At 67.3% G+C, this 13,216-nt stretch carries 12 protein-coding genes; 8 read left to right on the forward strand and 4 right to left on the reverse strand.

All coding sequences use genetic code 11. The annotated features are described in order from the left end of the window. Positions 1 to 1,776 (reverse strand): histidine kinase dimerization/phospho-acceptor domain-containing protein, encoded by a 1,776-nt coding sequence (locus tag SPHME3_RS0113765; RefSeq protein ID WP_231292008.1) that lies wholly within the window; start codon positions 1,774 to 1,776, stop codon positions 1 to 3. Between the two features lie 196 nt (positions 1,777 to 1,972). Between SPHME3_RS0113765 and SPHME3_RS0113770 the strand changes: the two genes are divergently transcribed. Then, positions 1,973 to 2,440, forward strand: a complete 468-nt coding sequence (locus SPHME3_RS0113770) for an Lrp/AsnC family transcriptional regulator (RefSeq protein ID WP_017978616.1) — start codon at positions 1,973 to 1,975, stop codon at positions 2,438 to 2,440. 236 nt (positions 2,441 to 2,676) lie between these two features. On the opposite strand, the gene SPHME3_RS0113775 is transcribed toward SPHME3_RS0113770, so the two are convergent. Continuing rightward, on the reverse strand, positions 2,677 to 3,981 hold the full coding sequence (locus SPHME3_RS0113775; RefSeq protein WP_018250832.1) for a hypothetical protein: 1,305 nt from the start codon (positions 3,979 to 3,981) through the stop codon (positions 2,677 to 2,679). 165 nt (positions 3,982 to 4,146) lie between these two features. On the opposite strand from SPHME3_RS0113775, the gene yaaA reads away from it, so the two are divergent. The 6 genes from yaaA (at position 4,147) to SPHME3_RS0113805 (ending at position 10,090) form a co-directional block, all read left to right on the forward strand. After that, positions 4,147 to 4,887 carry a peroxide stress protein YaaA gene (gene yaaA, locus SPHME3_RS0113780; RefSeq protein WP_017978614.1) on the forward strand — a complete coding sequence of 247 codons (741 nt, stop codon included), beginning with the start codon at positions 4,147 to 4,149 and terminating at the stop codon, positions 4,885 to 4,887. Next, the gene (locus tag SPHME3_RS0113785; RefSeq protein ID WP_017978613.1) at positions 4,884 to 5,585 is read left to right on the forward strand and encodes an SDR family NAD(P)-dependent oxidoreductase; all 702 of its coding nucleotides are present in this window, start codon (positions 4,884 to 4,886) and stop codon (positions 5,583 to 5,585) included. The genes yaaA and SPHME3_RS0113785 overlap by 4 nt, the downstream gene beginning before the upstream one ends. 242 nt (positions 5,586 to 5,827) lie before the next feature. Beyond that, positions 5,828 to 6,127: a hypothetical protein gene (locus SPHME3_RS0113790; protein ID WP_017978612.1), complete on the forward strand. Its 300-nt coding sequence runs from the start codon at positions 5,828 to 5,830 to the stop codon at positions 6,125 to 6,127. Positions 6,128 to 6,236: 109 nt separating this feature from the next. Continuing rightward, a complete protein-coding gene (gyrA, locus tag SPHME3_RS0113795) occupies positions 6,237 to 9,059 on the forward strand; it encodes a DNA gyrase subunit A (RefSeq protein ID WP_017978611.1) in 2,823 nt (940 codons plus the stop codon). After that, positions 9,056 to 9,409, forward strand: a complete 354-nt coding sequence (locus SPHME3_RS0113800; RefSeq protein WP_017978610.1) for a DUF952 domain-containing protein — start codon at positions 9,056 to 9,058, stop codon at positions 9,407 to 9,409. Before gyrA ends, SPHME3_RS0113800 begins: the two co-directional genes overlap by 4 nt. 96 nt (positions 9,410 to 9,505) lie before the next feature. After that, positions 9,506 to 10,090 (forward strand): hypothetical protein, encoded by a 585-nt coding sequence (locus tag SPHME3_RS0113805; RefSeq protein WP_017978609.1) that lies wholly within the window; start codon positions 9,506 to 9,508, stop codon positions 10,088 to 10,090. 331 nt (positions 10,091 to 10,421) lie between these two features. Here SPHME3_RS0113805 and ahcY read toward each other — a convergent pair whose 3' ends face one another. After that, positions 10,422 to 11,849 (reverse strand): adenosylhomocysteinase, encoded by a 1,428-nt coding sequence (gene ahcY / locus SPHME3_RS0113810; protein WP_018250833.1) that lies wholly within the window; start codon positions 11,847 to 11,849, stop codon positions 10,422 to 10,424. A gap of 88 nt (positions 11,850 to 11,937) precedes the next feature. Beyond that, a complete protein-coding gene (locus SPHME3_RS0113815) occupies positions 11,938 to 12,498 on the reverse strand; it encodes a YqgE/AlgH family protein (protein WP_017978607.1) in 561 nt (186 codons plus the stop codon). A 102-nt stretch (positions 12,499 to 12,600) separates the two neighbouring features. Between SPHME3_RS0113815 and SPHME3_RS0113820 the strand changes: the two genes are divergently transcribed. After that, complete coding sequence (locus tag SPHME3_RS0113820; RefSeq protein WP_024310525.1) at positions 12,601 to 13,080, forward strand: peroxiredoxin; 480 nt, start codon at positions 12,601 to 12,603, stop codon at positions 13,078 to 13,080. Positions 13,081 to 13,216: the final 136 nt, after the last annotated feature.

Genomic DNA, 13,216 nt, shown 5'->3' on the forward strand with positions numbered 1-13,216 from the left:
TCAGTTGGCCGCCTGCTCCATCCCCTCTTGTACGGCGGCAGGCAGGCGCAGTGTCAACAGATGGTCGCCGAAGATCAATGCGCCGCCCATCTCGCTTGCCAGGTTGCGCGCCAGCCGCAGCGCGAAGCCCGCGCCCAGCAGCGGCGCGCCTTCCTCACCGGCATCGGCATCGATGCTGAGCAACGCGTCTTCACCGCCGGTGCCCAGCGCGTGCGGGCGCGCGAAGCACAGCGCCACCTGCCCCGCAGGCGCCGGCGCTTCGGCGATGTCGATCCGTTCCCCGGCGACGGCGGCAGACGTCAGCGTGGCGAGCAGGCGCGACAGCAAGCGCTCCATCGCCCGATCGTCGGCCAGCGCGGCATGATCGCCCATCGGATGGATGTCGAGCGCGCTCCCGCGCAACGCCGCCAGCGGCGCCAGATCGGCCGCGATCCGTTCCAGCAGCGGCTCGATCGCGACGGCACGCGGGCGCAGCTCCAACGCACGGCCTTCGATCCGCGCGGCGGTATCCAGATCCTCGATCGCCGCGATCAGACCGTCGGCGTGACGGCGGATCGTCGCGGCGTGGTCGCGATACACGGGCGATACCGGCCCCAGCAGCTGCGCCTCGATCAGCTCGGCAAAGCCCGAAATCGCGTTGGTCGGCGTCCGCAGCTCGTGCACCAGCTGGCGCAGCGAATCGGACGCACCGCTGCCCTGCGCAGGCCGTCCCGCATCCTCGTCGATGCGCGGTCGGCGGGCGATCGCGGCATAGCCGGTGAAGCGGCCCGTCGCGGCATCGAATTGCGGCTCGCCCGTCACCCGCCATGCGCCGCCCGCGTCGGACGATCCGCCGACGTCGAGCCGCACGTCGGCGAATCGCTGGCGCTGACGGAACGCGCCATTGATGCCGGCATCGATGCGGACCACGCCCTGCGGTGCCCCCACCGCCAGCGACACGCCGATCAGTGGCCCGCGCGTCACGCCGTCCACCGCGCAGATCACGCCGGCACTGTCGGTATCGAAGCGGAAGCAAGTGGCAGGCGCCTGCTCCACCGCCTCGGCGGGCGCCGCCAGCGGTTCGCGCTGGCGCTGAAAGGCATCGATACGCGCAACAACATCGGCGATCTGAAAGCCACCCGCCGCTATCGGCCGCGGCTCCGGCGGGGCAACAGCGACCGTCGGCATCGCGACCACGCGGGGGGCGACGACGATCGGCTCCGCTTCGATTGGCGCAGGGAACGGCGCGGTTACGACAGGCTCGGGAGCCGGCGCGTCCACCACAGGCGTCGGTACGACCGCCGGTTCCACCTCAGCGGGCCCCACATCCGACTTCGCCGGCACCGGAGCGACATCGGCCGCGGCAGCCACATCCGGCAAAACGAAATCGACCGATCCGAAGCTTTCGAGCGCCCGCTCCACCGCCGCGGGCAGGTCACGCCGGTGGCGCAGCAACGCCCGCCCCTGCGGCGACAGGCGCGGCAGCAACGCGATCCACGTATCCGCGTCCAGCGTCACCGTGCGCAGCAACGGCGCCGCGACCGCAAAGGCATCTTCCGCAAACAGCCCGACGAGCGGCGCTGGCGGCGTCGCAAAGGCGAGCGCCCGCGCGCTGGCAGACCGCACCTGCAGCGGCACCGCCTGCCGCAGCATCCGCAGCCGCGCCAGGCCAGGCTCGTCCGCCGCAATCCGTCCGCGCCCCATCAGGTCGACGAGCTGCCGCCACGCCGACTGCGCGCCGAAGCCGCTGTCCATGTCGGCGGAAAGCACCGTCTTGAGGCTGTCGTCGAAGCGCACGCTCACTCCCGGAAGGCGTTACGCCAGCGGAGCGCAACACCGATTCCTTAACGAGCCGGAGTCGCAGGGGAAACAGGTGATTTTCCGACTGTCTGCAGGCCGTCGCAAAGTGGGACAATTGCGTTGCGCCGCAATTTTCTTATGCTTAGAGGAAATCGCCGATATCGTTCGGCGCGTCTTAGGAGTGGCTCACGCAATGTCGTTCGATCGGATCGATCGTCAAATCCTCGCTCATCTGCAACAGGATGGGCGCATGACCAACGTCGAGCTCGCCGAACGCGTCGGCCTCACAGCGCCGCCCTGCCTGCGCCGCGTGCGTGCGCTGGAGGAAGCGGGTGTGATCCGCGGCTATCACGCCGATCTCGATCCCGCCAGCCTCGGCTTCCCGATTACCGTCTTCGCGATGGTCTCGCTGCGCAGCCAGGCGGAGCACGATCTCGCGGCCTTCGAAACCCATGTCGCCGACATTCCCGAAGTGCGCGAATGCCATATGCTCAACGGTGAAATCGATTTTATCCTGAAAATCGTCGCCAGCGATCTCAAGAGCTTCCAAGAAATCCTGACTACCCACCTGACGCCGGCACCCAACGTCGCCAGCGTCAAGACCTCGCTGACGATCCGCACCGCCAAATCGACCTCCGGCATTCCCGTCTCGGTCGATTAAGGCCACCCGGCACACCACCCGATACGCCGCACATCTGCGGTTGACGCCCGATTGTCGAATTACGTCACCCCAGCGAAGGCTGGGGTCTTTTGCGGCCAACACGTCGCCCGTTACCACAAGATCCCAGGCTCCGCTGGGATGACGTCGTTTGGTCGACGTTCACCGTCACCACCACCCGCAACGAAAAAAGGCGGCCCGTCGCCGGACCGCCCCTTCTCATTCCATCGTCGCCGCGATCACGCCGCCGGAGCGGGCGCCGAACCGACCTGCGTCCAGGTGTTCCACAGCGCCGCAATGCCCGCGCGGGGCTGGCCCGTCACCGCACCGAAGGCCGCCTGCGCACCGGCCTTGTCACCCGACTTGGCGAGCGCGATGCCGAGGCGCGTGTTCACCTCGTTCGCATCCACGCCGCCCTTCGACAGCGCCGCACGATACAGTTCGGCGGCCTTAGCGTAGTTGTTCTGGCCCAGATAGGCATCGGCGGTCGCCGAGGCGATCTTGCCGTCCTTCGACGCCAGCGCGGTCTTCTCGCTCGACGCCAGCGAACCGTCGCGCTGGATAGCGGTGGTCGCCGCGGCCAGCTGGCTCTTGGCATAGGTGCTGCTCGCCGGGATCTTGCCCGACGCCAGGCCTTCCTTCAGCACGGCAGCCGCTTCGTACGGATTGCCGCGGTCGCTGACCATGCGCGCATAATCCTCATAGCTCGACTGGTCCGGCATCGCGCCGGCCGCGCGCAGCAGGCGGTACAGATCGAGCGTCTGCGCCTTGTCCGGCGTCGCGATGCTGTTCTGCGCGAAGGCATATTGCAGGATCACGTCGCGCCACGTCTTCGCATTCGGGAAGGCGGCGGCGTACTTCTGCATCCACGCCAGCGTCTCAGGCGCCATCTTCTTGTTGTTCGCGGTCGCGATCGCGAAGCGGTAATAGGATTCCGGCACGGCCTGACCCGCCGCCTTCTGCGCGGTGATATAGCGGTCGAGGTCGGCCAAGCCGCCCGCGACATCACCCGCCTGCACCTTCACCTTGGCCAGCTGCAGATCGAAATCGGGGCTGTTGAAGCCCGCTTCCTTCGCCTTGGTGAAATATTGCGACGCGACGGCATACTGGCCGCCGTTGAACGCGAGCTGCCCACGGCGGAACAGATACTTGCCGCGATCGGCCGCCGGCGTGTTCGCCGCAGCGATCAGCGCGTCGAGCGGCTTGGCCAGCGCGGTCTCGTTCAGCGGCGCATTCGGGTTCGCCTGCTGCGCCAGCACCAGCTTGGTGTTTTCCAGGTCGTAGCGCAGCGCCGCGGCCACATATTTGTCGTCGTCGGTCGTGGCGGCCGCCTCGATCTGCGCGACCAGCGGCTCGGCCGTCGCGACGACCTTCGCCTTCACGGCCTGCTGCGCATTGTAGGCGATCGCCTGCACCGGCTTGCTGAGCTTGAAGCCCGGCGCCTGCTGCTCTTCCTTCTTGGCCATCGCCGGGGCGACGAATGCGAGGCCACTCACACCGGTAGCGAGCACCGCGGCCAGCGCGAGCTTCGAAAGGGTCTTCATGCTAACTCTCTCTCCGACAATTGGGGCATCGCTGCCGCTAACGTACGCGCGGCCTGTAACCGGCCGCCGCAGCGGGTACAAGCGACGCTGGGGACTGATCCCGCAGTGGCTTGAAGCCCGTGAACGGGAATTGAACGGTGGCCGAAGGCGCAGTACCGGACCGGCATGATCGCCGTCCTCTCCCCCGCCAAGACCCTCGATTACGAGACGCCGCTGCCCGATTTGGGTTCCACGCGGCCCCGCTTTGGTTCCGAAGCGGCCACGCTCGCCGCCGCGGCGTCGCACCTGACGCAGAAACGCCTGTCGGAATTGATGAAGATCTCGCCAGCGCTGGCGAAGCTGAACGCCGACCGTTTTCGCGATTTCCCCGATGCGCCCGAGCGGCCGGCGATGTTCGCCTTCGCCGGCGACGTCTACACCGGCCTCGACGCGCAAACGCTGGAGCCGGAGGCGGTGACGTTCGCACAAGACCATCTGCGCTTGCTGTCGGGCCTGTACGGCCTGCTGCGCCCGCTCGATGCGATGCGCCCATACAGACTGGAAATGGGCACCCGCTGGGCGCCACGGAAGCCGAAGCTCACCGACTGGTGGGGCGACCGCATCGCGCAGGCGTTGGCCGAGGACGTGGCGGCGGAAGAGACCGGCGTCGTCCTAAACCTCGCCAGCCAGGAATATTGGGCGGCGGTCGCCGGGCGCCTGCCCGCCGGCATCCGCGTCGTCGCGGTCGATTTCCGCGAAGGCGACCGCTTCGTCAGCTTCCACGCGAAGAAGGCGCGCGGGCTGATGGCGCGCTGGATGATCGAACACCGCATCACCGATATCGACGCGATGCGCGGCTTCGACAGCGATGGCTATGCCTTCGATGCGGCGGCCAGCACCGACGACCAGTGGCGCTTCGTCCGATGAGCGCGAAGGGCACCAGCGCCGTCGTCATCGGCGCCAGCGGCGGCATCGGCGCCGCGCTGGTCGAGGCCTTGCGCGACGAGGGGGCGTATGACGTCGTCCACGCGCTCTCGCGCTCCGGCAGCGATCCAATCGATATCGAGGACGAAGCCAGCATCGCCGCCGCCGCCGCGCGCATCGCCGCCGGCCCCACGCCGGCGCTGGTGATCGTCGCCACCGGCCTGCTGCATCAGGGCGATCGCCTGCCCGAAAAGAGCTATCGCGAGCTCGATCCCGACTGGCTCGCCGCCAATTTGCGCGTCAACGCCATCGGCCCGGCGCTGATCGCTAAGCATATCCTGCCGATCATGCCAAAACAGGGCCGCAGCGTCTTCGCGATCCTGTCGGCGCGGATCGGGAGCATCTCCGACAACCGTCTCGGCGGCTGGTACGGCTATCGCATGGCGAAGGCGGCAGCGAACCAGCTCGTCCGCACGCTCAGCATCGAGGACAAGCGCCGCAACGATCGCAGCATCATCGTCGGCCTCCACCCCGGCACGGTCGACACCGCTCTGTCCAAGCCCTTTCAGGCCAACGTCCGCCCCGGCACGCTCTTCACGCCCGACCGCGCCGCCTCGCAACTGCTCGACGTGATCGACGGGCTGAAGGCGCCCGACACCGGCCGCCTGTTCGACTTCGAAGGCAAGGAAATCGCGCCCTAGCGGGGAGAGACACCCCCCCCCGTCACCCCGGACTTGATCCGGGGTCCCGCTCCTTCTTCTACTGCTACACCCAACAAAAGCGGGACCCCGGATCAAGTCCGGGGTGACGACCTACGTGGCGCCCGGCCCACCCAACATGACGAAAACGTCATGATCCGGCCATCCCGTTGTTATTCCACGGGGCGCATCCCCTGCATCACGACGCCATACCGTTGCGTCCGTTCAAGGTGGAGAGGAACCCCATGAAGACGTCCCTGCCCTTCGTCCTGCTTGCGACCGCCTCGCTCTGCTGCGGCTCCGCGGCGATGGCCACCGGCGCGCAGATGCAGGCCAAGACCCAGGCCAAGACGGTCGCCACCAGCAAGACGACCACCACCACCAAGCCTGCGGTCGGCAAGCCCACCGTCGCCACCCGGACGACGACCAAGACCGCCGTCGCAGCCAACGGCCGCATGGTCACCACCAAGACCAGCACGGGCAAGACGATCACCTACAATTGCAGCAAGGCCGGCAACGCCAACAAGGCTGCCTGCAAGAAGTAACACTCCATAGGCCCGCGCGCGTACGCGTGTGCGTACGCGCGCGTGACTTTCGGTACGGATGCCCCTAAACCGGGGCCATACATCTGTAACAATCCGAAAGCGTCACACCTTGGCCGACGAGACCACCCTCGCCGAACCCCCCGCCCATCCCGAGGGCATTTCGACGATCTCGATCGTCGACGAGATGAAGTCGAGCTACCTCGACTATGCGATGAGCGTCATCGTCGCCCGCGCGCTGCCCGACGTGCGCGACGGCCTGAAGCCGGTCCACCGCCGCATCCTTTTCTCCGCTCAGGAAAGCGGCTTCTTCTTCAACCGGCCCTACCGCAAATCCGCCCGCATCGTCGGTGACGTGATCGGTAAATATCACCCGCACGGCGACACCGCGATCTACGACGCCTTGGCGCGCATGACGCAGGACTGGTCGATGCGGCTGCCGCTGATCGACGGCCAGGGCAACTTCGGCTCGATGGATCCCGATCCGCCCGCCGCGATGCGCTACACCGAAGCGCGCCTCGCCCGCGCCGCCAATTACCTGATGGAGGATCTCGACAAGGATACCGTCGATTTCCAGCCGAACTACGACGCCAGCGAGCGCGAGCCGCAGGTGCTGCCGGCGCGCTTCCCCAACCTGCTGGTCAACGGCGCCGGCGGCATCGCGGTCGGCATGGCCACCAACATCCCGCCGCATAACTTGGGCGAAGTCGTCGATGCCTGCCTCGCCTATATCGACAAGACGATGGCCGGCGAATCGATCAGCATCGACGAGCTGATCGAGATCGTTCCCGGTCCCGACTTCCCGACCGGCGCGATCATCCTCGGCAAGGCGGGCGCACGCTCGGCCTATCACACCGGCCGCGGCTCGATCATCGTCCGCTCGCGCCACGTCATCGAGGAAGGCCGCGGCGATCGCCGCTCGATCGTCCTTACCGCCATCCCGTTCCAGCAGGGCAAGAACGCGCTCGTCGAAAAGATCGCAGAGGCGGCGAAGGACAAGCGGATCGAGGGCGTCAGCGACATCCGCGACGAATCGAACCGCGAAGGCGTGCGCATCGTCATCGACCTGAAGCGCGATGCGACCCCCGAAGTCGTCCTCAACCAGCTGTGGCGCCACACGCCTGCGCAAGGGTCGTTCCCCGCCAACATGCTCGCGATCCGCGGCGGCCGGCCGGAGACGCTGAACCTCAAGGACATCATCCAGGCGTTCGTCCAGTTCCGCGAACAGGTCATCACCCGCCGCTCGAAGTTCGAGCTGAACAAGGCGCGCGACCGCGCCCATATCCTGCTCGGCCTCGTCATCGCGGTCACCAACCTCGATGAGGTCGTCAGCATCATCCGCGGCTCGTCCAGCCCCGCCGAGGCACGCGCCGCCTTGCTCGCGCGCGAATGGCCGATCGCCGAGATCGCGCCCTACCTCAGCCTGGTCGAGGCGGTCGAAGGCGAGCAGGTCGGCGACGGCTACAAGCTCAGCGATACGCAGGTCCGCGCGATCCTCGACTTGCGCCTCCACCGCCTGACCGCGCTCGGCCGCGACGAGATCGGCGACGAGCTGAAGGGCCTCGCCGAATCGATCGCCGCGCTGCTTGAAATCCTCGGCAACCGCGCCCGCCTGTACGAGGTGATGCGCGAGGAGCTGGTCGACGTCCGCTCGATCTTCGCGACCCCGCGCCGCACCGAGATCGCCGCGGCCGCCGACGGCATCGACGACGAGGACCTGATCGAGCGCGAGGAGATGGTCGTCACCGTCACCGTGCAGGGCTATATCAAGCGCACGCCCCTCGACGCCTTCCGCGCGCAGAAGCGCGGCGGCAAGGGCCGCGCCGGCATGGCGACCAAGGACGAGGATGCGATCACCAACCTGTTCGTGACGAGCACGCACACGCCGGTGCTGTTCTTCTCGACCGCCGGCAAGGTGTATCGCATGAAGGTGTGGCGCCTGCCCGAAGGCGGGCCGGCGACGCGCGGCCGCCCGATGATCAACCTGCTGCCGCTGGCGCCGGGCGAAACGATCTCCACCGTCCTGCCGCTGCCCGAGGACGAAGGCCGCTGGGGCGACCTGCACGTCATGTTCGCGACCGCCAACGGCACCGTCCGCCGCAACGCGATGGACGCCTTCGCCAACATTCCGTCGAACGGCAAGCTCGCCATGCGCTTCGACGAGGGCAGCGAGGACCGGCTGATCGGCGTCGCCGTGCTCACCGAAAGCGACGACGTCCTGCTCGCGACCAAGGCGGGCAAGGCGATCCGCTTCGCCGCCACCGACGTGCGCGAATTCCAGAGCCGCACCTCCACCGGCGTCCGCGGCGTCAGCCTCGCTGAGGGCGATGCGGTCATCAGCCTGTCGATCCTGCGCGGCTTCGCGGCGACGACCGAGGAGCGCGAGGCCTATCTGAAGGCCGCCCCGTGGAAGGAAGGCGAGCGCGAGATGTCGCTCAGCCCCGAACGCATGGCCGAATTCGAAGCGGCGGAGGAGTTCATCCTCACCGTCACCCAGAACGGCTATGGCAAGCGCACTTCGGCGTTCGAATATCGCCGCACCAACCGTGGCGGCCAGGGCATCACCAACATCGTGTCGGCCGGCCGCAACGGCCCCGTCGTCGCCAGCTTCCCCGCGCATTCGGGCGAGCAGCTGATGCTGGTGACCGATCAGGCGAAGCTCATTCGCATGTCGGTCGGTGACGTCCGCGTCACGGGCCGCAACACGCAAGGTGTGACGCTGTTCAGCGTGGCGAAGGACGAGCATGTCGTCTCCGCCGCCCGGATCGACGAGGAGGAAGAGCCCGAGAACGAGGCGGAGGCGATCGTCGCCGACGAGATCGGCGACGCGCCCGCGACCTCCGCCGATGACGCCTTGGTCGTCGACGACGGCACCGGCCCGGCGACGATGGACGAACGCGTCGATGAGAGCGACGATGGCGAGGAGGACGCATGAGCGCCCTCCCCCTCGTCGCCTATAAGGTGCTGACCGCGGAGCAAATGGCCGCGCTGGAACGCGATGGCAGTTTCGCCGGCGCGCCGGTCGACCTGGCGGATGGCTACATCCACATGTCGACCGCTGAGCAGCTGACGGAGACGGTCGACAAGCATTTCGCCGGGCAAAGCGATCTGCACGTCGCCGCGGTCGACCTCGGCAGCTTCGGCGCATCGCTGAAGTGGGAGGAATCCCGCGGCGGCCAGCTGTTCCCGCATCTCTACGGCCCACTGCCGCTGGAGGCCGTCCTGAGCTACGGTCCGCTGAAGCGTGCCGAAGACGGGACGGTTCGCCTGCCCATAACCGGTTGATCTGAAAGGACACTCGCCTCGCCGCCAAAAACGGGCGGAACCGCATCCGAAATCCCATCGTTACTTTGTCACAACGAGCAACAATGGAGACACTCGATGCGTACCTTGGCCCTGACGATCGGCACCCTGATGCTGATGCCCGCCGCGGCTGTGGCACAACAGGCTCCGGCCGCCGGCGCGACCGCGCAGGCCGGTGCCAGCGCGACCGCGACCACCCCGACGGTCGGCGCCACGATCTACGACAGCGCGGGCGTCTCGCTGGGCACCGTCGCCAGCGTCACGCCGCAGGCGATCGTCCTCAACACCGGCACCGCGCAGGTGCCCGTGCCGCCGGCCTCGATCGGCAAGACCGATAAGGGCTTCGCCATGGCGATGACCAAAGCGCAGCTCGACGCGGCGATCGCCAGCTCGCAGGCACAGGCCCAAGCCGCGGTGAAGGCGAAGCTGGTCCCCGGCACCGCCGTCACCGGTCTCGGCGGCGCGGCACTCGGCACGATCAAGTCGGCAGACGCCGAATTCGTGACGCTCAATACCGCCAAGGGTGAGGTGAAGCTGCCGATCAACGGCTTCAGCGCTGACGCCAGCGGCAAGGTGATCGTCGGCATCACCGCCGCTCAGCTCGCCGCCGCAACCGCGGCCTCGGCAACCGGCGCCGCCACCAGCAGCGCCGCGCCGAAGTAAGGCTATGGGGGCGGGCCACCGCCCCCATAGGTCCGGCGCCAGCCCGCGGACTATTCCTAGGCCCCGCAGGCCAATCGACATTCAGTGTGATAGCAAATCCTCCCCCGCCAGGGGGAGGAATGAACGCGTTGTCCCGGATGTCGATCGGCCATGGGCGTCATCCCAGCGAAGGTCGGAATCTCCCCATTAAGGGGCATTGCAAGAACCGCTGAAGACCCCAGCCTACACTGGGGTGGCGGACAGTGTTCACCCGGCGACAAAAAAAGGGGCGGCACCTCGCGGTGTCGCCCCTCTTCACATCCGCAGCACCCGATACCGGGCGCCGTCCGGATCAGTAGCGGTAATGATCCGGCTTGAACGGGCCTTCCACCGGCACGCCGATGTACGCCGCCTGCTTCTCGCTCAGCTTCGACAGCTGAACGCCCAGCTTTTCGAGGTGGAGCGCGGCAACCTTCTCGTCGAGGTGCTTCGGCAGGACGTAGACTTCGTTCTTGTAGTTCTCGCACTTGGTCCACAGCTCGATCTGGGCGAGCGTCTGGTTGGTGAACGAGGCCGACATCACGAAGCTGGGGTGGCCGGTCGCGCAGCCCAGGTTCACCAGGCGGCCCTTGGCCAGCACGATGATCTGCTTGCCGTCCGGGAACTCGACCAGGTCGGTGCCGGGCTTCACTTCGGTCCACTTGTAGTTCGACAGCGCCGCGATCTGGATCTCGGAGTCGAAGTGGCCGATGTTGCAGACGATCGACATGGGCTTCATCGCCTTCATGTGATCGGCGGTGATGACGTCGGCGTTGCCGGTCGCGGTGACGAAGATGTCGGCGCGCTTCACGGCCTCATCCATGGTCACGACCTCGAAGCCTTCCATCGCCGCCTGCAGCGCGCAGATCGGGTCGATTTCGGTCACGAGCACGCGCGCGCCGCCATTGCGGAGCGACTGGGCCGAGCCCTTGCCCACGTCGCCGAAACCGGCAACCGCGGCGACCTTGCCCGCCAGCATGACGTCGGTGGCGCGACGGATCGCGTCGACCAGCGATTCCTTGCAGCCATAGAGATTGTCGAACTTCGACTTGGTGACCGAGTCGTTGACGTTGATCGCCGGGAAAGGCAGCTCGCCCTTCTTCGCGATCTCGTAAAGGCGGTGAACGCCAGTCGTCGTCTCTTCCGACACGCCCTTCAGGTTCTTGACGGTCTGGGTCAGATAGCCCGGCTTCTTGGCGATGAACGCCTTGACCGAACGCTGGAACTCGACCTCTTCCTCATTCTCCGGCTCGCCGAAGGTCTGGCCGGCTTCGAGCTTGGCGCCCCACAGCGCGAACATGGTGGCGTCGCCGCCGTCGTCGAGGATGATGTTCGCGGTCTGGCCTTCGACGTCGCCGTCCCAGGTGAAGATGTCGCCGACATAATCCCAATATTCGGCCAGGCTCTCGCCCTTCACCGCGAAGACCGGCACGCCCGTCGCGGCGATGGCGGCGGCGGCATGGTCCTGCGTCGAGAAGATGTTGCAGGTCGCCCAGCGGACGTCGGCGCCGAGCGCGGTCAGCGTCTCGATCAGCACCGCGGTCTGGATCGTCATGTGCAGCGAGCCGGTGATGCGCGCGCCCTTCAGCGGCTGAGCAGCGCCGAATTCGTCGCGCAGCGCCATCAGGCCGGGCATCTCGGTTTCGGCGATCTTGATTTCGGCGCGGCCGAAATCGGCGAGGCCGATGTCCTTGATGACGTAATCGGTGTTCGTGCCGTTGGGCGCGAGCGCAGTAGCCACGTGGCATGCTCCTGAAGAGGTTTGGATGGGTTGCCCCTAGCCGCTCCGCCCCTACAGATCAAATATAAAGATATCTTTATATCTCGCGTCAGGCGGTTCCCGTGCCCACCACCAGCAGCCGCGGGTCGATCCCCGCCTTGGCAAAGGCGCTGCTCCACCGCTGCGGCGCGGGCGTGTCGAACAGCAGCGCATCGTCGCCCGCGACATGGAACCACCCCGGCTGCGACAGCTCCGCGTCGAGCTGCCCGGCTGACCAGCCCGCATAGCCCAGCGCGGCGACGTAGCGCGACGGCCCCGTGCCGTCGGCGATCGCACGCAGCACGTCGATCGTGCCGGACAGCGCCCATCGCCCCGCTACCTCGACCGTGTCCTGTCCCGCCCAATCCAGCGCATGCAGCACGAACCCGCGGCGCGGCTCCACCGGCCCACCGAAGTGTACCGGGGCGGGCGGTGCGGCGCCGTGCGCGATCTCGAACTGGTCGAGCAGGTCGTGCAGCGTCAGCCCATCGATCGTCGCGCCCAGGCCCACGCCCAGCGCGCCGCCCGCATCATGCGCGCACATCGCGATCACCGCATGGTCGAAACTGGGATCGGCCATGCCCGGCATCGCGAGCAGGAACTGGCCGGACAGATAAACGGGACCTTCCATAACCTTGCCACCATAACCGTCCCGCCGGCCGGCGCCATGCTTGAAATCGGCGGCGATGTGGTCGACGGTCCCGCGCGCAACCTTTCTACCCGGAGACCCATGATGACGATCACCGTCGGCGATACGATCCCCAGCGCCACCCTGACCAAGGTCACGCCAGACGGCCCCGATCAGGTCTCCACCGATGATTTCTTCCGCGGTCGCACCGTCGCGCTGTTCGCGGTGCCCGGCGCCTTCACGCCGACCTGCTCCGCCCGCCACCTGCCCGGCTTCGTCGAGAAGCGCGACGCGCTTGCCGCCAAGGGCGTGGACGAAGTGGCCTGCACCTCGGTCAACGACGCCTTCGTCATGGGCGCCTGGGCCAAGTCGCAGGAGGCCGAGGGCATCACGATGCTCGCCGACGGCAACGGCGATTTCGCCAAGGCGGTCGGCCTGACGATGGACGGCAGCAAGTTCGGCATGGGCCTGCGCAGCCAGCGCTACGCGATGCTGGTCGAAGACGGCGTCGTGAAGCAACTCCACGTCGAAGCCCCCGGCGAATTCAAGGTCAGCAGCGCCGAACACCTGCTCGACGCGCTCTGATGCGAAGGGGGTGGGCGACGCGCTCCGCTCACCCCACCCACTCCGTCACCCCGGACTTGGTCCGGGGTCCACTCCGCGGCGAGGGGGACGGCCTGAGGCTTAGGCACTGCCCCCGCGGCATAGACCCCGGACCAAG

The sequence above is a fragment of the Sphingomonas melonis DAPP-PG 224 genome (assembly GCF_000379045.1).
GTDB classification, from domain to species: Bacteria; Pseudomonadota; Alphaproteobacteria; order Sphingomonadales; family Sphingomonadaceae; genus Sphingomonas; species Sphingomonas aquatilis.